Origin of the sequence: Acinetobacter sp. GG2 (assembly GCF_000292385.1) — a bacterium.
Lineage (GTDB): Bacteria > Pseudomonadota > Gammaproteobacteria > Pseudomonadales > Moraxellaceae > Acinetobacter > Acinetobacter seifertii.
Window position 1 is genome coordinate 1 of record NZ_ALOW01000040.1, and the last position, 23,483, is coordinate 23,483.

Annotated in this window: 21 protein-coding genes and 4 pseudogenes; 14 read left to right on the forward strand and 11 right to left on the reverse strand. The window is 39.8% G+C overall.

Translation table 11 applies throughout. The features are described 5' to 3' along the window. Positions 1 to 354: pseudogene (locus tag B554_RS0116060) on the forward strand (stress-induced protein); the annotation flags it as partial. A gap of 62 nt (positions 355 to 416) precedes the next feature. On the opposite strand, the gene B554_RS0116065 reads toward B554_RS0116060, so the two are convergent. Then, positions 417 to 653, reverse strand: a complete 237-nt coding sequence (locus B554_RS0116065; protein WP_004702323.1) for a hypothetical protein — start codon at positions 651 to 653, stop codon at positions 417 to 419. Positions 654 to 936: 283 nt separating this feature from the next. Here B554_RS0116065 and B554_RS0116070 point away from each other — a divergent pair, with 283 nt between their 5' ends. Next, the gene (locus B554_RS0116070; RefSeq protein WP_019458855.1) at positions 937 to 1,548 is read left to right on the forward strand and encodes a LexA family protein; all 612 of its coding nucleotides are present in this window, start codon (positions 937 to 939) and stop codon (positions 1,546 to 1,548) included. A 70-nt stretch (positions 1,549 to 1,618) separates the two neighbouring features. On the opposite strand, the gene B554_RS0116075 is transcribed toward B554_RS0116070, so the two are convergent. Continuing rightward, positions 1,619 to 2,230, reverse strand: coding sequence for a LysE family translocator (locus tag B554_RS0116075; RefSeq protein WP_019458856.1), 612 nt, complete (start codon positions 2,228 to 2,230; stop codon positions 1,619 to 1,621). A gap of 156 nt (positions 2,231 to 2,386) precedes the next feature. Between B554_RS0116075 and B554_RS0116080 the strand changes: the two genes are divergently transcribed. Then, a complete protein-coding gene (locus B554_RS0116080) occupies positions 2,387 to 2,842 on the forward strand; it encodes an Lrp/AsnC family transcriptional regulator (protein ID WP_000376211.1) in 456 nt (151 codons plus the stop codon). A 56-nt stretch (positions 2,843 to 2,898) separates the two neighbouring features. Here the strand turns inward: B554_RS0116080 and B554_RS0116085 are convergent, their stop codons facing one another. After that, the gene (locus B554_RS0116085) at positions 2,899 to 4,515 is read right to left on the reverse strand and encodes a purine-cytosine permease family protein (protein ID WP_019458857.1); all 1,617 of its coding nucleotides are present in this window, start codon (positions 4,513 to 4,515) and stop codon (positions 2,899 to 2,901) included. 195 nt (positions 4,516 to 4,710) lie between these two features. Between B554_RS0116085 and B554_RS0116090 the strand changes: the two genes are divergently transcribed. Further along, entirely contained in the window at positions 4,711 to 8,175 is a 3,465-nt protein-coding gene (locus B554_RS0116090) for an ATP-binding protein (RefSeq protein WP_019458858.1), read from the forward strand. After that, positions 8,172 to 9,131, forward strand: a complete 960-nt coding sequence (locus B554_RS0116095; RefSeq protein ID WP_019458859.1) for a response regulator transcription factor — start codon at positions 8,172 to 8,174, stop codon at positions 9,129 to 9,131. The genes B554_RS0116090 and B554_RS0116095 overlap by 4 nt, the downstream gene beginning before the upstream one ends. A gap of 47 nt (positions 9,132 to 9,178) precedes the next feature. Here the strand turns inward: B554_RS0116095 and B554_RS0116100 are convergent. Both B554_RS0116100 and B554_RS0116105 read right to left on the reverse strand, forming a co-directional pair. Beyond that, a pseudogene (locus tag B554_RS0116100) lies at positions 9,179 to 10,249 on the reverse strand (alpha/beta hydrolase). 45 nt (positions 10,250 to 10,294) lie between these two features. Continuing rightward, a complete protein-coding gene (locus B554_RS0116105; protein WP_025465250.1) occupies positions 10,295 to 10,771 on the reverse strand; it encodes a cyclophilin-like fold protein in 477 nt (158 codons plus the stop codon). Positions 10,772 to 11,056: 285 nt separating this feature from the next. On the opposite strand from B554_RS0116105, the gene B554_RS0116110 reads away from it, so the two are divergent. Then, positions 11,057 to 11,947 (forward strand): LysR family transcriptional regulator, encoded by an 891-nt coding sequence (locus B554_RS0116110; RefSeq protein WP_019458863.1) that lies wholly within the window; start codon positions 11,057 to 11,059, stop codon positions 11,945 to 11,947. On the opposite strand, the gene B554_RS0116115 is transcribed toward B554_RS0116110, so the two are convergent. After that, the gene (locus B554_RS0116115; RefSeq protein ID WP_019458864.1) at positions 11,925 to 13,130 is read right to left on the reverse strand and encodes an MFS transporter; all 1,206 of its coding nucleotides are present in this window, start codon (positions 13,128 to 13,130) and stop codon (positions 11,925 to 11,927) included. The genes B554_RS0116110 and B554_RS0116115 overlap by 23 nt on opposite strands. Positions 13,131 to 13,393: 263 nt before the next feature. Here B554_RS0116115 and B554_RS0116120 point away from each other — a divergent pair, with 263 nt between their 5' ends. After that, complete coding sequence (locus tag B554_RS0116120) at positions 13,394 to 13,678, forward strand: GNAT family N-acetyltransferase (RefSeq protein WP_001025680.1); 285 nt, start codon at positions 13,394 to 13,396, stop codon at positions 13,676 to 13,678. A 107-nt stretch (positions 13,679 to 13,785) separates the two neighbouring features. Here the strand turns inward: B554_RS0116120 and B554_RS18790 are convergent, their stop codons facing one another. Then, a complete protein-coding gene (locus tag B554_RS18790; RefSeq protein WP_078225548.1) occupies positions 13,786 to 13,899 on the reverse strand; it encodes a hypothetical protein in 114 nt (37 codons plus the stop codon). Positions 13,900 to 13,962: 63 nt separating this feature from the next. Here B554_RS18790 and B554_RS0116125 point away from each other — a divergent pair, with 63 nt between their 5' ends. The 5 genes from B554_RS0116125 to B554_RS0116145 all read left to right on the forward strand — a co-directional run bounded on the left by B554_RS0116125 (position 13,963) and on the right by B554_RS0116145 (position 17,851). After that, positions 13,963 to 14,622: an amino acid ABC transporter permease gene (locus tag B554_RS0116125; RefSeq protein WP_002114214.1), complete on the forward strand. Its 660-nt coding sequence runs from the start codon at positions 13,963 to 13,965 to the stop codon at positions 14,620 to 14,622. Further along, complete coding sequence (locus B554_RS0116130; RefSeq protein WP_000418066.1) at positions 14,612 to 15,277, forward strand: amino acid ABC transporter permease; 666 nt, start codon at positions 14,612 to 14,614, stop codon at positions 15,275 to 15,277. Before B554_RS0116125 ends, B554_RS0116130 begins: the two co-directional genes overlap by 11 nt. Positions 15,278 to 15,279: 2 nt before the next feature. After that, positions 15,280 to 16,011 (forward strand): amino acid ABC transporter ATP-binding protein, encoded by a 732-nt coding sequence (locus B554_RS0116135; protein WP_001130360.1) that lies wholly within the window; start codon positions 15,280 to 15,282, stop codon positions 16,009 to 16,011. A gap of 30 nt (positions 16,012 to 16,041) precedes the next feature. Continuing rightward, a complete protein-coding gene (locus tag B554_RS0116140) occupies positions 16,042 to 16,902 on the forward strand; it encodes a transporter substrate-binding domain-containing protein (RefSeq protein ID WP_019458865.1) in 861 nt (286 codons plus the stop codon). A gap of 82 nt (positions 16,903 to 16,984) precedes the next feature. After that, positions 16,985 to 17,851, forward strand: coding sequence for a cysteine ABC transporter substrate-binding protein (locus tag B554_RS0116145; RefSeq protein WP_000209985.1), 867 nt, complete (start codon positions 16,985 to 16,987; stop codon positions 17,849 to 17,851). A 58-nt stretch (positions 17,852 to 17,909) separates the two neighbouring features. Here B554_RS0116145 and B554_RS18915 read toward each other — a convergent pair. Next, positions 17,910 to 18,029: pseudogene (locus B554_RS18915) on the reverse strand (hypothetical protein); the annotation flags it as partial. 83 nt (positions 18,030 to 18,112) lie between these two features. After that, entirely contained in the window at positions 18,113 to 19,048 is a 936-nt protein-coding gene (locus B554_RS0116150) for a LysR family transcriptional regulator (protein WP_019458866.1), read from the reverse strand. Positions 19,049 to 19,139: 91 nt separating this feature from the next. Here B554_RS0116150 and B554_RS0116155 point away from each other — a divergent pair, with 91 nt between their 5' ends. Both B554_RS0116155 and B554_RS19195 read left to right on the forward strand, forming a co-directional pair. Then, positions 19,140 to 19,778, forward strand: coding sequence for a LysE family translocator (locus tag B554_RS0116155; protein ID WP_004709347.1), 639 nt, complete (start codon positions 19,140 to 19,142; stop codon positions 19,776 to 19,778). Positions 19,779 to 19,866: 88 nt separating this feature from the next. Further along, a pseudogene (locus B554_RS19195) lies at positions 19,867 to 19,987 on the forward strand (hypothetical protein). Positions 19,988 to 20,432: 445 nt separating this feature from the next. Here B554_RS19195 and B554_RS0116160 read toward each other — a convergent pair. Continuing rightward, a complete protein-coding gene (locus B554_RS0116160) occupies positions 20,433 to 22,394 on the reverse strand; it encodes a family 2A encapsulin nanocompartment cargo protein cysteine desulfurase (protein WP_019458867.1) in 1,962 nt (653 codons plus the stop codon). Then, positions 22,369 to 23,301 carry a family 2A encapsulin nanocompartment shell protein gene (locus tag B554_RS0116165; RefSeq protein WP_001107594.1) on the reverse strand — a complete coding sequence of 311 codons (933 nt, stop codon included), beginning with the start codon at positions 23,299 to 23,301 and terminating at the stop codon, positions 22,369 to 22,371. The genes B554_RS0116160 and B554_RS0116165 overlap by 26 nt, the downstream gene beginning before the upstream one ends. Positions 23,302 to 23,483: the final 182 nt, after the last annotated feature.

Consider the following 23,483-nt stretch of genomic DNA (forward strand, 5'->3'; position numbering starts at 1 on the left):
GGCCGTAGCCGTTATGATGATGACGAAGATGATGATCGCGGTGGCCGTTCAGGTGGTCGAGGCCGTGGTCGCAGCCGCGATGACGACGATGAAGATGATGATCGTGGTCGTTCAGGTGGCCGAGGCCGTGGCCGCAGTCGTTATGATGATGACGAAGATGATGATCGTGGCCGTTCAGGTGGCCGAGGACGTGGTCGCAGCCGTGATGACGACGAAGATGATGATCGCGGTCGTTCAAGTAGTCGAGGCCGTAGTCGCTATGATGACGATGATGATCGCCGTGGTCGTTCAGATGGCCGTGGACAAAACTCTCGTAATCAAAAACGCGATGCCTCTGGACGTTTTACGTCTTAAGCAGACAGTTTTTGAGAATAAAGGAGGCATTATGCCTCCTTTATTTTATAATTTTTATAAACTTATGAATGAGTAAGAGGGTGTAGGCCTTTTACAATATCTGTAAATTCTGAGCCATTTAACCAAAAAGATTTCTTTAAAAATAGTGTCGTCATAATACTTTCGGCTGCTTCACTTTCCGGATTTTCACAGAAAATTCCGTAGCTTTCACCTAATACCGCATCATTTTCAATAAGACGGATAAAGTAAGCATGTTGCTCATTTGCATAACCTAAAACTGCATCACGTTGATTTTTCATTTCGCATGTCTCCATACCAAAAACTGAATCTAACTCATATTTAAGTGTCCAGAATTTCATTTGATAAAAATCAAAACAGTCAGTAACAAGGACTATTTCACAATAGGTTTTGATTTTCTTCAAATTGCCATTTTCGTTTTAGCATCCCTGTTAAAAGCAAAATGGATTAAAATCTGATCATGAGATTTATTGTTATGCAAAAAAAATATTTCGTCAACTTGAAAGTGTAACTTTTTCAAGTTACATTGTTTGTGTAGGATTTGAACGGTGAGATGGAGGCGGTATGCCAAAGAAAAAAGAATTCGAGCATGGCGGTGCACGGGAAAATGCTGGTCGTAAAGCACAGTTTAATGAACCCACCAAAGTGATTCGTGTTCCTGAATCTCAAGTCAACTTTATCAAAAATTGGTTACTGAATAATGTCAAAACCGATAACCAGACAGATTTTAGTTCAAAACTAAAAATACAACAGGTTCATCCAAACAACGATAAAATTTATCAGATTCCTTTGGCAACAGAGCGTGTTGCTGCAGGTTTTCCTTCGCCTGCGCAAGATGATATTGAGCAAGCGCTCGATTTAAATGAATATTTAATTAGAAATGAAAATGCTACCTTTATTGTTAAAGCCAATTCTTTATCCATGCTAGACGCTGGAATTGATATTAATGATCCGCTTATTGTGGACCGTAGTATTCCCGCTAAATCGGGTGATATTGTGATTGCACTCATCGACAATGATTTCACTGTGAAGCGCTTAATGATTGATAGTCAATTTAAGCCGCCTAAAGTTTGGCTAAAAGCAGAAAACCCTGATTATCAGAATATTTATATTGAAGAGGGGCAGGAACTGGTTATTTGGGGAGTGGTGACTTATAACCTCAAACGAATGAGATAAATTTTTCTTATATTTTACTATTCAAGTTACTGACCCGAAAAGTGAGTCAGTAACTTTTGCTAAATGACTTTTAAATTTGCCCGATCAATAAGCACGTTGCGATAACGACCATCAAACCACCTGAAAAACGGCCGACTAACTGTGCTGCTTGTGGTCTGGTTTTCAAAATAGCCTCTGAACCATAACCCACCATTAAGTAAATTATTGCGCAGCTAATCATGTGGACAACACCAAAGGCAAGAATTTGTGTTGTCACTGACCATGAAGCAGTAGTATCAATAAACTGAGGAAGCAGAGCTAAAAAGAGCAAAAAAACTTTCGGGTTTAACCCACTCACATAAACGCCTTTGGTTGCCCAGCTCAACCATGACTGAGCTTTTTCAGAACCTGACTCGTTCGGAGTAGGAGGGGTAAGTAATAAGTTTATTCCCATCCATAACAAATAAGCAGAACCTGCAATTGTTAGGATCATGAGTGCAGTTGGATTATTTGCTACAAGTAGACCGACACCAGCTGCTACCAATAAAATCGTAATAAAGTGCCCAAATAGCATACCTACAACAGCGGGTACGACGACTTTGCCTTTAATCCCTGCCGAAATGGCATAGGCCCAGTCTGCCCCTGGCGTAATAATAAAAAGCATGGAGACACTCCAAAATGCAATAAAAATGTTAAAAGCCATATGCTTATCTCGGCAAACTATTTTCCAAAGGTTTCGCTCGTGGTTTAGAAAAAATCCCTATTTATTCGAGCTTGTTGAAAATAATATGCTCATGTATTTAGAATGTGCTTTTAAATGTTTGCTCATATCACACTAATTTGGGGTAAATTTTTCTAAATGGATCGCACAGATAAAAAGATTCTTGCTGAATTGCAATTAAATGGCCGATTATCTATTACTGAATTGGCAGAAAAAGTTGGCTTGAGCATTTCTCCTTGTCATAGACGAGTGAAGGCTTTAGAAGAGTCGGGAGCAATCAAAGGCTATCGGGCAGAACTCGACCCAAATTTAGTGGGATTTGAATTTTCAGCGATTGTTTTTATTACGCTTAAAGAAGGAGATAAACAGGCCGTCGAGAAGTTTGAAAATGCAGTGATAGACATCCCGCAAATTATTCAGGCGCAGCGTTTGTTTGGTGAGCCAGATTATTTACTACATGTGGTGGCTAAAGATTTACCGGCTTTTCAGCGTTTATATGATGAAAAATTATCTGCTATTCCAAGTGTACAACGACTCATCTCAACCATTGTGATGAAAGATGTAGTACCTGAACGTTTATTTCCGATTGGCTAAGAATCATCAGATATAAAAAAGAAGCTTTAAAGCTTCTTTTTTAGTTTTAAGAATATTTAAGCATCGAGTGTTTTACACAAAGAACAGATCGTGCCGTTATGTTTGTGAGAGAACATAATATCTGGACGCTCATAACCTTGCTCACATACGCGGCAGTGGTAAACCGTTGCTACAGGTGTACCTTCAGCATCGTAACGTGGTTCTTTAATGCCGTCATCGTGTGACTTGATGTAGTATTTTCCTTTGGTTAATAAGCCCATGATTGGTGTTAATACAAAGGCAAGTACAAGTGCGATAAGCGGTGAGTAAGGCGCCAAGAAACTACCAAGCAAGCCGAAGAATGCTGCAATTGATAGGCCTGCTGATACAAGGAATGCAACCATACCGACAGGGTTTACGTTGTAGAGCATGTCACGGCGATATTCTGGTTCTTTCGGTGAAAGTTTTAAAACATATTTGTTGATTGAAATGTCTGTTGCAACAACTACAACCCAAGCAATCGCAAAGTTTGAATAAAACCCTAAGATCTTACCCAATACCGCAAACATATTGCCTTCCATTAAAGCAAGCGCAATTGCCAAGTTCACCATCACAAAGACAATACGACCCGGATAATGTTTGCTAATACGTGTGTAGGCACTTGTCCATGCAAGGGAACCAGAGTAAGCATTGGTCACATTAATTTTAATTTGAGAAATAACCACCAAAATCACTGCAAGTGTTAAAGCAGCCCAACCTGGAAGCATGTCATGAAACGCTGCATTAAACTGTTGAACAGGTTCAGTACTGTTTACGCCCGGTATTTTAGTAAGTAAATAGAAACCTAAAAATGCCCCAATAATTTGTTTGATTGCCCCTAAAATCACCCAACCCGGGCCCGCTGAAATAACGGCTGCCCACCATGCTTTGGTGTTTTCTTTTGTTTTAGCAGGCATGAAACGTAAGTAATCAATTTGCTCACCGATTTGCATGATTAGAGATAAACAAATACCAGCACCCAACATGATTGCTGCCATGTCTACGGTTGCAAAACCTTCTTTACCTGTAAAAGTAGCAAATTGGCTGACTAAAGTAGGTTCTTGATAAATCAGGTAGGCCACAGGACCAATCATCAGAATGAGCCAAAGTGGAGTGGTCCAAACTTGTAATTTACTCAAGGCTTTCATGCCGTAAATCACCAGTGGAATCACCATAATGGTTGAGATGAGATAGCCAGCCCAAAGCGGAATGCCTAAACCAAGCAATAACCCTTGCGCCATGATTGAACCTTCAAGGGCAAAGAAAATAAATGTGAAACTGGCGAAAATGATACTGGTCAGGACTGAGCCGATATAACCGAAACCTGCGCCGCGGGTAATCAAGTCAAGGTCAATGTTATAGCGCGCTGCGTAGTAGGCTAAAGGAATGCCAGTTAAGAAGATAATAATCGCTGCAAATAAAATGGAGAAAACAGCATTAGTTGTTCCGTAAGACATACCAATACTGGCACCAATAGAAAAGTCAGCAAGATAGGCAATACCACCAAGTGCAGTAATAGCGACAACTTTGGGACTCCAGCGCCGAAAGCTGTGTGGAGCATAACGTAAAGTATAATCTTCTAAGGTTTCATTCACTGCTTTTTGTGAATCTGTACCTTGCACAGTGTCCAGATTTGGATGTTCAGATACACTCATAACATCAATCTCCCAATCATTTTCGGTCAATCAACACAAATATTGATCATTGTTTTTTGATGGATTTGAGTGTGTGATTTTTGGGAAAAATTGAAAATACGTTATTTTGCGTATATGTGCGTATTTGAGAAAATCGCCATGATAAATGACTTTTGGCATAAGGATTGCTGGGTTTAATGCAGCCACATCCGAAATATGAGTGTTATGCCAGATTCTTCACGCCCCCAACAAGCGCCACAACGTGTGATCAAAACACGCCGTGAATATAATATTTGGGTGGCAGATGAAAGTATCGAAGATTATGCGCTCCGCTATGCACCCACCTCGGTACGAAAATGGTCACCTTGGACCGTTACCAATACCGCAATTTCAACCGTTAGTTTTCTGGCGATGGAAGCCATTGGGGCGACCATGCTTTGGCAGTATGGCTTTAGCAATGCAGTATGGGCAGCCATTGTTGTATGTACCATCATATTTTTAACCAGTTGGCCGATTAGTTACTACGCTGCAAAATATAATGTAGACGTCGATTTGCTTACTCGTGGTGCAGGTTTTGGCTACATTGGCTCGACCATTACATCTCTAATTTATGCCAGCTTTACCTTTATTTTACTTGCATTTGAAGCTGCCATTATGGCGATGGCACTTGAGCTTGCCTTAGGCATTCCGCAAGTTATTGGTTACTTAATTTCTGCCTTAGTGATTTTGCCTTTAGTGGTCAAAGGTATTGGTTTTATTAATAAAGTTCAGGCAATCACACAACCAATCTGGCTCTTATTGCTGTTATTACCGTGGTTTTTTGTACTTTGGAAACAACCACAAATTTTAAGTAGTAGTCTGCATTTTGTTGGGGCAGTTTCAAACTCGACCGATTTTAATCTGTATTACTTTGGTGCGGCGTGCACCCTTATTTTTTCATTTGTGATCCAAATTGGTGAGCAAGCCGACTATTTACGTTTCTTACCGCAAAAAGAACAAAACAGAACTGCATGGCGTTTTGCCGTTTTTTTAGGTGGTCCATCTTGGATAATTTTTGGATTTTTAAAAGTTTTGATGGGTATGCTGCTCATGGTGTTGGCTTTTCAACTGTTTATTCCTGTCTCTGAACTAGACAATCCGACTTATCTGTATTGGGTTGCCTATCAGCAATTTATTCCAAGCCCTCAGCTAGCGTTAATATTGACTCTAGCACTGGTTTGCTTGGCGCAAATTAAAATTAATATGACCAACGCCTACGCTGGATCATTGGCATGGTCAAACTTTTTTGCCCGTTTAACTCACAGCCATCCGGGGCGAATTGTCTGGCTTCTGTTTAACGTTTTTATTGCCATTGTTTTGATGGAAATGGGGATTAGCCATGCGGTTGAACGCATTTTGGGACTATATAGCAATATCGCTTTGGCATGGATTGGCGCCGTTGTTGCCGATTTAATTATCTGTAAACCTTTAGGCTTAAGCCCAAAGGGAATTGAATTCCGCCGTGCTTATTTATACGACATTAACCCCGTAGGTGTGGGTGCTTTACTGATTGCCTCAGTGTTATCGATGCTTAGCTATTTGGGCTTTTTTGGACTCATGGCAAAAGGATTGGCGAGTTTCATTGCTCTGGGGAGTGCGGTGTTATGTGTTCCTATTATTGCTTACTTAACCAAAGGCAAATATTACATCGCACGCCAGCCTGAAAAAATTCAGGCGACTTCGGTTGCTAACTGTGTAGTATGTGAAAGGGACTATGAACTTGCCGATATGGCGGGCTGTCCAGCCTATAACGGTATGATTTGCTCTCTATGCTGTTCACTTGAAGCACGCTGCCACGATTTATGTAAACCTGATGCACGTTGGTCAGTACAACTAAAAAAAGCCATTTGGCACTATTTACCTGAACGTTGGGCGAGTCGTTTAAATAGCAGGGTCAGTTTGTATCTATTGCTGACTCTAGGATTGTCTATTGTTTTGGCAGTGAGTTTGAGTCTGGTTTATATCCAAGAGAAAACCTACTTAGAAACAATTAATGCGGCAGCTGTTCCTCAGTTATTTACGCTGTTTGTCAAAATTTACACTATTTTATTTTTATTGATGAGTGTAGCTGCGTGGTGGCTCGTATTAAACGATGAAAGCCGTCGTAATGCCGAAATTGAAACACACCAACAAACAGCATTATTGATTGATGAAATTGCTGCCCATGAACTCACTTCAAAAGACCTGCAAGATGCCAGAATTTCAGCAGAGCGAGCAAATGATGCAAAAAGCCGTTATGTCATTGGCATTAGCCATGAACTAAGAACACCTCTAAATAGTATTTTGGGCTATAGCCAATTACTTCAAAAACAAGAGCAGCTCTCAGAACAAGGCAAAATGGCGCTCGGCGTGATTAGTCGTAGTGGGCAGCATTTAACTTCACTCATTGACGGCTTACTAGATTTAGCACGCATTGAAACAGGTAAAATTTCTTTAAATGTAGTAGATGTTCATTTCCCTAATTTTATAGAACAGATTATTCAAATGTTTCAGCCACAGTTTGAACAGAAGAATTTACAGTTTGTTTATGAAATTGGAGAGAACCTACCGCACTATGTGCGTACGGACAAAAAACGCTTAGAACAAGTGCTCATCAATTTACTGGGCAATGCTTTAAAATTTACGACGAGCGGCACAATTACTTTGAAAGTTGAGTATCGTTTTCAAACAGCTTATTTTGAAATTAGAGATACGGGCTGTGGTATTGCCGAGGCAGATTTAGAACGAATTTTTAACCCGTTTGAACGGGGCAGCAATGTTGTGCAAGGCGGATTTACTGGAACAGGGCTTGGGCTTCCAATTGTAAAATTATTGGTCGATTTACTCGGTGGACAGCTATCTGTGAGTAGTCAGCTCAATCAGGGTTCACAATTTAAGATTAAGTTTTATTTACCTTCAAAAGAAGTAGTTCATCCAATTTCTAATGTTTACTCCAACCAAATCACAGGCTATCAAGGCGAACGAAAACGAATTTTGGTTGTCGATAATGAAGCGGTGGACCGAGGCTTAGTTGCTAATTTTCTCAAACCTTTGGGATTTATGATTGAAGAAGCAGAGTCGGGCATTGACTGTTTAAGACGAGTACCTATTTTTCAACCTAACCTGATTTTGATGGATTTAAATATGCCTTTGATGGGCGGCTGGGAAACAGCACGATTATTGCGCCAGAATAATATTACCAATGTGCCGATCTTAATTATTTCGGCCAATGCAGGCGAGCGTGAAGTCAATCCACAAGATGCAGTCTTAAGTGAAGACTTTATGTTAAAACCAATCGATCTTAATTTGTTGCTGAGTAAAATTGGAGACAAGTTAGGTTTAGTTTGGATTGATTCCAAATCAGATGCAAACCTTGAAAATAATGAAGTTCAAGCATTGGATGTAAAAGTGTTTAAGCAAGAGCAAAGCGCTGTTCATACGCCAATCCAACGATCGGAAAATAATGATCTGTTTGATTTAACACAAAGCTTGCAGCAATTAAATGATTTAATTGGACAAGGCTACATTCGTGGAATTCAACAGACTTTAACGCAATGTCGTCAAAATTTTCCGGAGCATGATGAGTTATGGGAACAGCTTGAACAGGCTATTCAAAAGTTTGATTTAAAACACGCGCAACGATTGATTCAGGATAAGCAATGAGTACGCAACATGTTTCTTTTCAGCAAGCTTTGCCAAACGAGCAGGCTGTTATTCTGATTGTGGATGATGTGCCGGAAAATTTAGGCTTGTTACATGAAAGTCTAGATCAGGCAGGTTATCGCGTACTTGTCACAACTGATGGGTTGAGTGCAATTGAAATCGCCCACCGATGCTTACCAGATATGATTTTGCTCGATGGCAATATGCCACATATGAACGGTTTTGAAAGTTGTATACAGCTTAAAGCGAGTCCAATTACACAGTTTATTCCCGTTATTTTTATGACAGGTTTGTCTGAGACAGAGCATATTGTTCGTGGTTTTCAGGTTGGCGGGGTGGACTATGTAACCAAACCTTTGAATATTGAAGAAGTATTAGCAAGGGTAAAAACACATTTGGCACATGCCAAACTATTGCAACAGCAAAAACAGGTGATTGATGCAACGGAAACAGCCATTCTTGCGCTAGATGTTCAAGGTAAAATTGTTTGGAAAACTCAAAAAGCCAGTGATCTACTGAATCAATATTTACCTGAATTAGAAGGTTTTGAAGCAGGCTTAAAAGCTTGGTTTTCAGACTTGGAAAATGAAAAAGACTCTAAAAAATTAACCAGCTGTTCTTATTCAACTCCATCTCAGCAATTACAGCTTTTATTACTTACACCGTGGCAAACTGAACCAAGCGTGGCAAAAAATTATCTGATACAGATTAAGACTTCTACGCCGGCTTTGGAAATGGCTGATATTTTGAAATATTGCCCACAGTTGACTCAACGTGAGGCCGAAGTCATGCACTGGTTGTTGTTAGGCAAAACCAATAAAGATATTGCAGAAATTTTGGAGCTGAGCCCACGGACGGTGAACAAGCATTTAGAGCATGTTTTTGAAAAACTTTGCGTTGAAAACCGAACTGCTGCTGTGGCTCACATTAATAGTCTGGTACAAGAGTTTCATTAAAGTTAATTAAAAAGCTAGAGGCCCGTATTGAGCCTCTATCATCTGTATTACTTCAAGTTTTGTTTAAAGAAACTGGTTAATTTATTGAATGGAATGAGATCGACCCGATCATATAAATCAACATGTCCAGCGCCTTTAACGTAGTAAAGCTCTTTAGGTTGGCCTGCGAGTTTATAAGCTTCCTCACTAAACTCTTTTGAATGGGCCTGATCACCTGTAATAAATAGCATCGGACGTGGTGAAATCGTTTCAATGTCGTTAAATGGGTAGAAGTTTAAAAATTTGACATTACTGGTGAGAGTTGGGTGGGTTGTAAGCTCTCTCGATGAGCCTTTAGGCGTATATTCTCCGCGTGGAGTACGATAAAAGTCGTAAAATTCACGTTGAATAGGGTGTGTATCTGCTGTTAGCTCATGCGTAGTTCCGCTGGTATATTTGGTTTCACCACCTTTAAATTCAACGTAACGCTGTGCAGCGGCTTCTGCAATAATTTGCTTTCTCTGCTCTAGGGTTTGTGAGTGACGTAAGCCATTGCGGTTTGCTGCGCCCATATCATACATACTGACAGTTGCTATCGCTTTCATACGCGGATCAATTTTTGCTGCACTAATGACAAAACTCCCACTTCCACAAATACCCAGTACACCAATATTATTAGGATCAATGAAAGATTGTGTTCCCAAATAATCTACAGCGGCACTAAACGCTTCTGCATAAATGTCTGGTGCCACAACATTTCTTGGTTGGCCCGCGCTTTCACCCCAAAATGATTGATCAATTGCTAAGATCACAAAACCTTGTTCAGCCAGTTTTTGTGCATAAAGCATAGAGCTTTGCTCTTTTACAGCCCCCATAGGGTGACCAATTACAATTGCAGAGGCTTTAGTCTTTTTATTCAAATTTTTGGGAATAACCAGATTGCCGACAATATCCATGTTGTATTAATTTTTAAAAGTAACTTTTTGAATAGTCACTTGCTGACTTTGATAAAAGTTATTCGCACCATTAGACATATCGGCCGCCATAGCTGAATTTGAAGAAAATAGACCAATAGTTGCTGCACAAATTGCAGCCGCCGTATGGGTTTTAAGCTTTTTAAATAAGGGAGATGTACTCATAAATACCTCAATTTAAACAATGTGAATGGGTGAGTAGGTGCATGCTTATTTAATTTGTGAAATTGAAATTTTGATGGGTTGTTTTTGCTTGAATGCTTGGGGAATAGCATCTAGTTGTCCAAGAAAAATGAGGCCATTGGCATAACCAACATGAGAATCTTTATAGAAAAAAGCTAGATTACCCCAAGGAGCATAATAGGTAAGATCACCTGCTTTTCCGGCATATCCATGAGGCGCGTTTTGCGTAGTTAGCTTGGTGGGTAAATCAGCTATTTTTTCAGTGGAGTCATAATCTTTAAGTATTAATGTCAGTGGAAGCTGCTTGGCAAAATCTTCAACAGTAGGTGACATGGCTAATGTGGCAAATAGCGGTTGCTGTGTTCCATCAATATCAATACGGATTTTCATCATCGATCCCCTTTGTTGATTTTTACCTTGAGGCTTTATTGCATAAGAAGCGGAAGTCACTGAGAACAAAACACATAGGCTGACTAAGCCTTTAAAAAACTTATAACTAACCATATCAATTCACCTCGCTTCTTTAAGAAAAAGCACATAAAAGCAATGAAGCTATTTATTCTTTAACGTAAAGATATGAGTGGAATTTATTAATTTTTTACAATAATAAAATGACTCATAATAATCGCCTCAGTTTATTTAAATCTTCATATTTACTGCTTGAGATGGATTTTAACGAATCTTCTTTTTAATAATTAGTCTAAAAAACAAACATGGACTTATGAGTAATATTCATGAATAGTTTTATCCTTTATAATGAGGTTGACTCCCCAATAAGAGATAAAGCAGATGATAAATAAAGAAAACTATAATGATCTTTATGCTTTTTTAATGGTGGCAAGAGAGGGTAGTTTTACTAAAGCCGCAGGGAAAATGGGAATTTCACAATCTGCGCTAAGCCATACGATTCGGGGTTTAGAAGAACGTTTGGGAATGTTACTCCTGACCAGAACTACACGTAGTGTTTCACCTACAGCAGCAGGCGAAAGGTTGAAACAAACGATTAGTGCTAGTTTTGACCAAATCGATAATGAATTATCCCTTTTAACTTCATTTCGAGACCAACCCGCTGGTACGGTTCGGATTAATGCTAGTAGCCATGCGATACGGGAAGTGCTGATTCCAAAACTTAAAAAGATTGCGGGTGATTACCCAGATGTGCAAGTTGAACTAACTGCCAATAGTGGGATGGTCGATATTGTGGCAGAGCGCTTTGATGCAGGCGTTCGTTTCGGAAGCCGCGTAGCTGATGGCATGATTGCAGTACGTATTAGTCCAGATGTCAAAATGGCGGTAATAGCAACACCAGCATATTTTGAACAATATGGAATTCCTAATACTCCTAAAGATTTAATCAATCATCAATGTATTGGCTATCGTTTAACCACCCAAGGCAGCGTGTATGCGTGGGAATTTGTGAAAGATGGTCAAGAAACAAAAGTTAAAATTCAGGGGCAATGGATATTTAATGAAAGCTACGATATCGTCGAGGCGGTTAGAGCTGGATTTGGACTTGCTTATATTCCCGAAGATTTGATTCGAGAAGATTTAAAAGAGGGGAAGCTGATTCAAGTTTTGGAAGAGTACAGTATCCAGTTTCCTGGATACCATTTGTACTATCCACATCGAAGACAACTTTCACCTGCGTTACGGTTGGTTATTGATGTGCTACGTGAATAGCATTTCGCCATGTGAGAAATGCAGTAATTGCGCCTAATAGCAAAATAGTTGCGCTCATATAGAACGTGGCGCTATAGCCATGTGAGTCATATAATAATCCACCTATAGTTGCACCTAGAGTAATTGCAAATTGAATAATCGCAACCATCAAACCACCACCAATTTCGGCATCTTGATGTAGTGTTTGGGCAAGCCATGTATTCCATGCAACAGGTGCCGACGTTCCAATAAAGCCCCATAAACCCATCAATATGGCAACAAACCATAAATGCTCACCACCTAGCACAAAAGCTCCAGCAATCAATGCCATGATGAATGGAATAAGAATCAGATAACGATAAACATGTTGGTGGAGGATTAAACTAATTACAAATGTACCCACTAAACCTGCTAAACCCAATATTAATAATAAAATGGATAGCATTGTCGCATCGACATGAGTAACGGTTTCTAGAAATGGGCGTAGATAGGTAAATAGCGCAAATTGGCCCATAAAGAGTAATAAAATTCCGGTCATCCCATAAAGTACAATTGGGCGTTTTAGTAAACCAAATGGATTTTTAGATTTCTCAACTGACAATATTGCAGGAAGAGAAGGCATACTTTTAAATTGCCAAATAAGTGCAACAATCGCGATGGGGACAATACAGAAAAAAGCACCACGCCAGCCAATAATTGAACCCAAAAAACTTCCTAATGGTGCTGCAATTGTGGTGGCTAGAGCATTTCCGCCATTTAATAAACCGAGTGCTTTAGGTACTGAAAGCGGAGGAACGAGTCGCATGACAATTGATGTCGACATTGCCCAAAAACCACCAATAACTACGCCTAAGATTGCACGACCCAACATAAACAAAGCCGTAGAATGGGCAAATGTAATGACTATGCCAGAGACAATCATCAGTAGGGTGAGTAATAAAATGATATGACTTCGGTCCCATGCCTTAAATACACGGCTAATCGATAAGCTGGTCATCACAGCAAAAATACCAGAAATTGCGATTGCTTGGCCCACTTGGCCTTCACTCATATTTAAATCTATAGAGATGGGGGTGAGTAAACTTACGGGCATGAACTCAGATGCAATTAATACTGCGCAGCAGAGTGACATTACAAAGACGGCACCCCAGGCAGGTATTGAATGTTCATATGTGCTTTGCTCAATATGATGAAAAGAAGACATAAAAGTTCCAATCTCAAAACCATTGAATTTTCATAAATGAAATGAATAAAATCTGGTCGCAGAGCTTAACAACAATGATTTGAGAGGATTAGACGCTGAATTACGAATAGAATTATGAATTTTATGCATGAATTGTATTTAAAAAGCATACAGACTCGCTGCTAAAAACAGGCTATTTTTTTACACTTAGATTTGTTCTTATAGATAAAGATTATACAAAGTCATTTCTAAATAAATATGAGTCGTAATACGAGGAATTCATTGTGAATATTCAACAAAAAGATGATACAAAACACGGCAGCTTTAGCTTACTTGATGGTGAAACCGTTGCAGGCGAAATGACTTATACATGGGCAGGCGAAAGCATGCTAATTATTGATGCTACAGATGTGAATGAAAATTATCGTGGACAAGGCGTAGGTCGCCAATTACTTGATGCCTTGGTGGCTTTTGTTCGTGAAAAAGACGTAAAAGTAATTCCGCTTTGCCCATATGCTAAATCGGTTTTTGATAAAGACCCAAGCATTGGCGATGTACTTAGAAAGTAAGCAATAGATTAAAAATCATTTAATAAAAAATCGGGCATTGGTGTCCGATTTTTTATTGGCTATATCATTCATATTTATTTGAGTGAATATGTTTTGAGCGATTGTATTCAACTGATTCGAAGATTTTCGATTGCCAGATCGAATTTATCAAACTTATAGAAAAGCTTATCTAATAAAAATAGTTTTAGACCAATTGGGAAAAAAATAAACTCGTTGCACAAATATTTAATGGCTGATGAAAGCTAAATATTTATAACGTTTTAATATTATTTTTGGAATTTTCCTTGAACTGGCAGTATATCCATAGTGTGTTGCCGCAATTTTTCTCTGCAACTTTGACCACGCTGAAGATTTCAATTATCAGCATTATTTTGGCGATTATTGTAGGGCTAATTTGCAGCATTTTAATCACATATCGCGTGCGGGTGCTAAATAGAATTGCCCAGTTCTATATTGAGTTATCTCGAAATACCCCTTTATTAATTCAACTGTTCTTTTTGTATTACGGTTTGCCAAAGCTTGGCATCAAAATCGATGGTTTTGCTTGTGGTGTGATAGGACTGACCTTCTTAGGTGGAAGCTATATGGCTGAAGCCTTCCGAGCAGGTTTGCAGTCTGTTGCAAAAGGGCAGATTGACTCTGCAAAAAGTATTGGTCTACAACCGATTCAAATTTTTAGATATGTCATTTTCCCTCAAGCACTTGCTATTTCAATTCCAGCAATAGGGGCAAATTGTCTATTTCTAATTAAAGAAAGTTCTGTGGTCAGTGCAATTGCTGTCGTTGAATTGCTTTTTGTCACCAAAGACTTAATTGGCATGGACTATAAAACCACCGAAGCTTTGTTCTTACTCATCATGGCTTATCTCATTATTTTATTGCCCGTGTCTATTTTAACCAGCTATCTGGAGCACAGAAGTCGGAAGGTGAGCCATGGAACTTGATTATTTATTTCAAGCGAGTCACCTCGAACGTTTAATGTGGGGACTTTGGGCAACTGCAAAAATTGCATTTATTTCAGTGTTTTTCTCTGCAATTTTCGGCACAGTTTTCGGCGTCATTATGACCTCTAAAAATATAGTCGTTAAAGCGCTGTGCCGCCTGTACTTAGAAGCCATTCGAATCATTCCAATTTTAGTTTTGCTGTTTGTGTTTTATTTCGGCTTTGCGACATGGTTTAACTGGCAGTTTTCCGCAATGTGGGTGTGCGTTGTTGTGTTTGTTTTATGGGGTACGGCTGAAATGGGCGATTTGGTCCGTGCAGCCATTACTTCAATTGATCAGCATCAACGTGATTCGGCCTATGCGCTTGGACTAACTCATGTTCAAGCTTTGATCTATGTCATTTTTCCGCAAAGTCTAAAACGAGTAACACCAGGCGCGATTAATTTATTTACTCGAATGGTGAAAACCAGCTCTTTGGCAGTCCTGATTGGTGTGGTCGAGGTCATTAAAGTTGGCCAGCAAATTATTGAAAATTCGCTGTTGACCGTGCCGAGCGCGTCTCTTTGGATTTATGGCTTTATTTTTATTTTGTATTTTCTGATTTGCTATCCCTTATCTCGTTTGGCGGCACATTTAGAAAAGGTCTGGGAGTAATTATGCCTTTGTTATCGATACAACAATTACAGAAATCATTTGCACAAAGTCATATTTTACAGGGCATTGATCTGGATGTAGAACAAGGAGAGGTGGTTGTTATTTTAGGTCCATCGGGCTGTGGGAAAAGTACCTTATTGCGCTGTATTAACGGCTTAGAACCGATTCAGGGCGGTGAAATCCGTTTAACCGGTTCAGGTGTGCTTGGTAAAGATGTGGACTGGACTAATGCTCGTCAAAAAATTGGCATGGTTTTTCAAAACTATGAGCTGTTTGGGCATATGAACGTCATTGACAATATTTTGCTCGGACCACTCAAAGTACAAAAACGCCACCGCGATGAAGCTGAACAAGTCGCAGATGAGTTGTTAAAGCGAGTGGGTCTGTTTGAGCGAAAACTTGATTATCCACGCCAGCTTTCAGGTGGACAAAAACAGCGTATAGCCATTGTCCGTTCACTGGTCATGCAACCTAAAGTCATTTTACTTGATGAAATTACCGCTGCGCTTGATCCGGAAATGGTCAGAGAAGTGCTTGATGTGGTACTCAAGTTAGCGAATGAAGGAATGACCATGTTGATTGTGACACATGAGATGTCCTTTGCCCGTAAGGTTGCTGACCGCATTATTTTTATGGATAAGGGCAAGATTATTGAACAGGCTTCACCAGAAGAATTTTTTGAACAGCCAAAAACAGAACGAGCGAAAGCTTTCTTAAATATTTTGTCGTACTAAATTTTTATTATTTGAATCATGAGGAAGTGAATGTTTAAACGTAATTCAATAAAAATATTAAGCAGTCTTGCTGTTGCTGGGGTGTTGTTAACTGCATGTAATAAAACGCCAACAACTGAACAGGCAAGTAATGCTCAAGAAGACCATTCTTTAGAGCAAGTCAAAAAAAATGGAGTTCTACGAGTTGCTGTTTTTGCCGATGATCCGCCGTTTGGTTATGTAGATAGTGCGGGGAATAACCAGGGCTTTGATGTGGCTTTAGCAAAACGTGTGACTAAAGATTTGCTCGGTGATGAAAAGAAAGTTGAGTTTATTGTGACTGAAGCTTCAAATCGGGTGGAGTTTTTAAAATCGAATCGCGCCGATGTTGTATTTGCGACGTTTACGGTAACGCCTGAACGCAAGGAAGTTGTAGATTTTGCCGAGCCTTATTTAAAAGGTGCTTTTGGTATTGTCTCGCCTAAAGCCAAGCCGATTACTGACATTGCCCAATTAGAAGGTAAGACCTTAATTGTAAATAAAGGCACAAGTTCAGATACCTACTTTACCAAGCATTATCCAAAAGTAAATTTACTCAAGTTTGAAAGAAACTCGGATGCCTTTAAAGCCTTAACCGACGGTCGTGGTGACGCGATTTCACAAGATAGTACATATGCTTTGGCATGGGCCGCGAAGAACCCAAGTTATGTTGCTGGTATTCAGTCCATTGGTGATCAAGAGTTTATTGCACCAGCAGTTAAAAAGGGCAATACCCAATTATTGAATTGGTTCAATACTGAAATTAAGCAGCTCAGAACAAGTGGTGAAATTAATAAAATTTATGATGAAACCTTAAAACCAATTTACGGTGACTCGGTCAATCCGAATGTGTTTTTAGATGTAGGCCAATAATTTTCAATATCGCTAGAGCAGTGTCTGAAAGTAGGCGCTGTCTTTTTAAATAAGACTTTTACAAGAACGATAGGGTGAAATAATGACAACATTAACATTTCAAAACGTGAAGCATATTTTAGCTGCGTCTTTACTGAGTTTAGGTTTAGTTGCATGTGACAAAGGAACTCAGTCTACTGAAAAAACGGCAGATACCACACAAACTGTGTCGAGTATTGAACAGATTAAAAAGAATGGCGTGGTACGAATTGGCGTATTTAGTGATAAACCGCCGTTTGGATATTTAGATGCTCAAGGTAAAAATCAGGGCTTTGATGTAGAAATTGCCAAGCATGTCGCTAAAGATTTGCTGGGTGATGAAAACAAAGTGGAGTTTGTTTTAACTGAAGCGGCTAACCGTGTCGAATATTTGAAAGCCAATAAAGTGGATATTATTTTTGCCAACTTTACCGTTACACCAGAACGCAAAGAAGTGGTCGATTTTGCTAAACCTTATTTAAAAGTGGCACTAGGCGTGGTTTCTCCAAAAAGTCATCCGATTACCGATGTGGCTCAACTTAAAGATAAAACTTTATTGGTAAACAAAGGTACAACGGCTGATTCATTCTTCACCAAGACTCATCCTGAAATTAAATTACAAAAGTATGAGCAAAACACTGAAACTTTTGATGCTTTAAAAGATGGTCGTGGTGCTGCGCTAGCACATGATAACTTGCTGGTTCTAGCTTGGGCTAAAGAAAATCCAAATTATACTGTTGGCATTACCAATTTAGGTGAGCAGGACTTAATTGCACCAGCAGTGAAGAAGGGGGATAAAGAGTTATTAGACTGGTTGAACCAAGATTTAGAGAAACTGGCTAAGGAAGGCGTGATTCATCAGGCTTATGAAAAAACCTTAAAACCAGTCTATGGCGATACCATTAATCCAAAAGATCTATTGGTTGAATAGTCATACTCATAACTTCTAAAGATTAAGAACCTTCTAAATAGTATTTGCTCGAGCAAGGGTCATCTACAGCCTGTCCATAATTTATAAAGATAATGTTTTTGCAATATTTGTTATAGATGGAAACAGTGGTCAGGTTCTGTAGATGAGAAAGTTTCTCTTGCGTGACGTTGTCACTCATTTTTTAAAAAAAGTAACAGAATTAGCTGATTGCTTTAGAAGTTAAAAGTTAAGATTCCATCGTGCTAATTCCTTCACTTTATATTACTTTAACTTAAATAAAGTCGGCTCTGCTGCTAGTTTATCTGCCAAATATTGAATCAACACACTCAATTTAGGCGGAACATGTCGTGTCGGTGGGTAAAGTAACCACAGCCCACCACTGTAATAGGTTTTAAAATACCAATCTGGTAAAACCTGAACTAAGGTACCTTGTTGTAGAGCATGGCGTGCAACGAAGTATGGCAAGCTCGCAATACCTAAATGTTGTAATGCGGCACTCAAACGCACACCCGTATGGTTTGCTGCATAACGACCACGCACAGCCACACTGATCGATTTATTTCCTTGCTGAAATTTCCATTTTGAGTCACTGGCTTGTTCGCCCAAGTAAATACATTCATGCTGCTTTAAATCATGAGGGTGGTTCGGTGTGCCATGCTTTACCAAATATTCAGGTGTAGCACAAACCAAGTGATCAATATCAATCAGCTTTCGACCCATCAGCCCACCGGGTGGTTGCTCTGTAATCCGAAGCGCTAAATCGACTCCATCATCAATGAGATCTACATAACGATCTTCTAAAAGCATTTGAATATCAATTTTCGGGTAGCGTTCTAAAAAATCGGGTAAATGTGGGTGAATCATAAAATGTCCCACAGCTTTCGGAACACTCATGCGAATAACACCTTCGGGTTCGACATGAAATTGACCTGAACTTTCCATGACTGCTTGTGCAGCATTCACCATATCTAAACAACGTTGATAAACCTGTTGTCCGCTTTCACTTAAACGAAGTTTCCGTGTGGTCCGATAGAGTAAGCGGGTGCCTAAAGCACGTTCTAATCGAGCAATCGCGCGGCTGACAGCAGAAGGGGTTGTACCAAGCTGGCGGGCAGTTTCAGAAAAACTTTCCGACTCGACAACCTTAACGAAAGTCGCCATTTCATTTAACAGAACCAGACTTTGATTTGTGCTCATGAGGCAAAAGTTATTTGGATTTTGATTGGATTATCGCGTCTAAAAAATCGCAATACAATCTTTTAGGTGATTTTCAGGAAACTAAATTGTTATGTGGCAGTTGTATGGACATGAGTTTTTAACACTAGCGCTTATTCATTTTATGGCGGTGATTTTACCGGGACCAGATTTTGTGATTACGGTAAGACAAAGTGTACGTTATGGCTATTTGATTGGATGTCTAACTGCAATTGGTATTGGTGTCGGGATTTCAGTCCATGTGTTTTATACACTTGTTGGTATTGGCTTTTTGATTCAACAAAGTGAATGGCTGATGTCACTTATCAGAACAGCAGGGGCAGCTTACTTAGTGTATTTAGGGTGGCAGTGTTTACGTAGCCAGCCGAATACCAATATTGAGATTAATGGCCAAGCAGACAGTGATACACCGAGTTTATTTAAAGCTTTTACAATGGGTTTTCTTACCAATGCGTTAAACCCCAAAGCCACTATCTTTTTTCTGGCAATTTTTACGACAATTGTAAGTACAACCACACCAATGAAAGTTCAGGTTTTTTATGGGGTTTGGATGTGTATGGTTAATGCCATCTGGTTTATGGTGGTGAGTGTGCTGTTTGCTCAGCCTATTGTACGTAAACGGTTTCTGGAATTTGGGGTTTACTTTGAGCGGGTAATGGGAGTTTTATTAATTGGGATTGCATTGAGATTGATTTGGGGTTTGTTTAATTAAGTTGGTTTTATTTATAAGTGGATGGACTGTCGCGACGGAGTCTTACCGTTTATACATCAGAAGAACGTAGCTAATTCTGTTACTTTTTTTGGAAAAAGTAACCAAAAAACTTTGTCATCTACAGAACCTGTTCACTGTTTTCATCTATCATAAAATGTTACGAAAACATTATTTTTATAAATTATGGGCAGGCTGTAGATGACTCTTAGCTCGAGCCGAAGGTTAACCTAGAAATCGAATTTCAAATAACAAGACTCCGCTGTGATAACCACTAATAATTTTTAGCTCAACCTAAAGTCATCTTCGAACTATTGCATAGCACGACAGAGTATTATCGCTTAAAGTTTTAATTTCTTCAGTCGCCTTCGGCTGGACTTACTTTGGTTTCGCTCTGAGAAGCGTCTAAAGCTTCGTAAGAGCAAAAGCATTGTCATCTGCAAAACCTGTCGACTTATTTCATTTAACTAGTATTTCACAGAAACAGAATCTTTTTGATGCTACGCAGGTTGCAGACGACTTTTGCTCGAGTAAATGTAGTCCTAGGACTATTTGAGTTTTAATAGTTTCCTCATTGAAAAATTGAATTTTAATGATGGCAAATTAATTATAAAAAAAGACCGCTCAAAAGCAGTCTTTTTTAGTCTAGAAATAGATTTAATTGCTACGTCTATTATGCGTCAGTTGATGTAACACCGACACCAATAAATCAATTTCTTCAGTCGTATTATAAAAAGCCAAAGACGGACGCACGGTTTGTTCTACACCAAAACGGCGTAAAATTGGCTGTGCACAGTGGTGACCTGAACGTACGGCAATACCATGTTGATTTAAAGCTTTACCGACTTGTTCAGTTGAATAGCCTTGTAAGGTAAAGGACATAACACTGGCTTTGTGATGTGCCGTTCCGATCAAACGTAAACCTGACACACTACTCAGCGCATTTTGACCATATTCGAGTAGATCATGTTCATAGCGAGCAATGTTATGAATACCTAGACTTTCGACATATTCAAGTGCAGCACCTAAACCAACAGCATCGGCAATGTTTCCAGTTCCAGCTTCAAACTTGTTTGGGGCAGGTTGGTAAACTACTTGTTCGAAGGTAACATCCTGAATCATATTACCGCCACCTTCCCAAACAGGCATGCTTTCTAGCAACTCTGGTTTTGCATAGACCGCGCCAATGCCCGTTGGACCAAACACTTTATGTCCAGAAAACACAAAAAAGTCTGCATCGAGAGCTTGTACATTAGTAGGGATGTGCGAAACAGATTGCGCGCCATCAACTAAAACACGGACACCTTTAGCATGCGCAATTTTAATGACTTCAGCAACAGGTGTGACTGTACCTAAAGCATTCGAAACTTGAGTAATCGACAACAGTTTAGTACGTTCATTAATCAGTTTCGGTAACTCTTCTAAAATAATCTGGCCCGTGTCATCAACAGGAATGACTCGTAATTTTGCTCCAGTTTTTTTAGTGAGTTGATACCAAGGCACAATATTGGCATGGTGTTCTAAGTGAGAAACGATGATTTCATCGCCTTCACCAATATTTTGCTCACCCCATGTTTTTGCAATCAGGTTAATCCCTTCGGTGGTGCCTCGTACAAAGATAATCTCTTTGGAAGAGGGTGCACCAATAAATCGAGCAACCACATTTCGCGCATGTTCATAGGCATCGGTTGCACGAGCTGCTAACTCATGTGCAGCACGGTGAATATTTGAGTTTTCATGCTGATAAAAATAAGCAATCCGATCAATCACACGTTGCGGTTTTTGTGTAGTTGCGGCGTTATCAAACCAGACTAATGGACGGCCATTGACGCGTTCCTGTAAAATTGGAAAATCGCGACGTATGGCATGTACATCGAGTGGTTGAGCACTACTTGCTACAAAAGTGGGTTGCGACGGTTGATAGTGACTATAACTTTGTCCACTTTGAGGCAAGTCTAAAAAATAAAATCCAGAGCTTGTCGAACTTTGGGGAAGCGTGTTTGTTGCAAAACGATCTTCCGTCAGCAATGATTTCAGCTGGTCACCATGTGGCAATTGAAAAGACTGTGCAACCGAATAATTATCTTCAACACCTTTAACAGACGGTTCTGCTGTATTGGGAGCAGAAAAATCATTTAAAAAATAATAAGGTGATTCACCTGCACCAGTGGGTAAATTTGGTTCAATGCGTGGCACATTGGGTTCACTATGAGCAGCTTGTGGCAAATGTGGCTCAAATGGTGGGCGTGGCAAATTAGCTCCACCAACCACAGGCGCAGACGCTACAATTCGACGTTCAGGGTAGTCTGGCAAATTTGGAATATGCTCAGGAAATTCTGGATTGAGACTTTTCTGGAACGCGATATTGGGCGCACGACCACTGAGTGCAGAAAATGGTTCACCCGGTTGCGGTGGGTGAGGTGGTGCTCCGACAGGTAAGTCCAAGTTAAGGCCCGATGGAGAAGCTGAACTGCTTGAGCTTGGTAATGCTGAAAAAAACTCATTAGCAAGTCGAGCAATGGTGGACTCATCAGGGAAGTTGGCTGGTGGGTTAACACCAGTCACTTCAGGCCCCGTTGGACTACCTTGCAGATTACTTGTAGTTAACTGGGTAGTCATGATATTTGTCCACCTCCACATCATCTAACACTGCCAAAGCATCGTCTGTTAATACTGCAAGTGAGCAATATAACGAGATTAGATACGACGCAATCGCGTTACGGTTGATTCCCATAAAGCGTACTGAAAGCCCCGGTGACTGTTCACCCGCAAGACCCGGTTGGAACAAACCAACAATCCCTTGACGTTTTTCACCAACACGAAGCAACAATATTTTAGTTTTGCCATCTTCTACAGGGATTTTATTTGATGGAATAAGTGGAATTCCGCGCCATGTAATGAACTGTGAACCAAACAGACTAACCGTTGGAGGCGGTACACCACGGCGTGTACATTCACGGCCAAATGCTGCAATCGCATCAGGATGCGCTAAGAAAAACCCCGGTTCTTTCCAGACTTTACGTAATAAGTCATCAAGATCATCTGGAGTAGGTGGGCCATTTAAAGTCGAAATACGTTGGTCATCTGTCACACTTGCCAGTAAACCGTATTCAGGGTTATTGATAAGCTCACTTTCTTGACGTTCTTTAATGGTTTCAATGGTTAAGCGAAGCTGTTCTTTAATTTGGTCGTGTGGGCTGCTGTAAAGATCAGCAACACGCGTATGCACATCTAAAACAGTAGATACACCATTTAAAAAGTATTCGCGTGGCTCAGGGTCATAATCAACAAAAGTCTGAGGTAAAGTTGCTTCATCACGTTGTGTACAAGCCACCTGAATATCATCGGTATTATTGACACGGTTTAGGCGATAAATACCTGCTTCAACAGGAATCCACTGAAGTAAGTGAGTCAGCCAGCGGGGAGTAATTGTAGAAAGCTGGGGAGCTGTCTTGGTTGCATTGGCCAGTTGACGGGCCGCATGGTCCCCAAGTGCAAGTTGGGCTTTGTCAGTATTTTTCGCCATGAATCATTTTTCCTTATTACATTGGCTTTTTGAAAATAAAAATTCTAGGATGTATATAAACTAGAATTAGTTCTGGTTTTAAAATTAAAATAGCGTTGTATATTTTTTAAATTGAGGGCTTATTAATGAGTTATCTATTTTTTAAATAAAAATATATTTAAACTAGAAATAAGCATTTAATT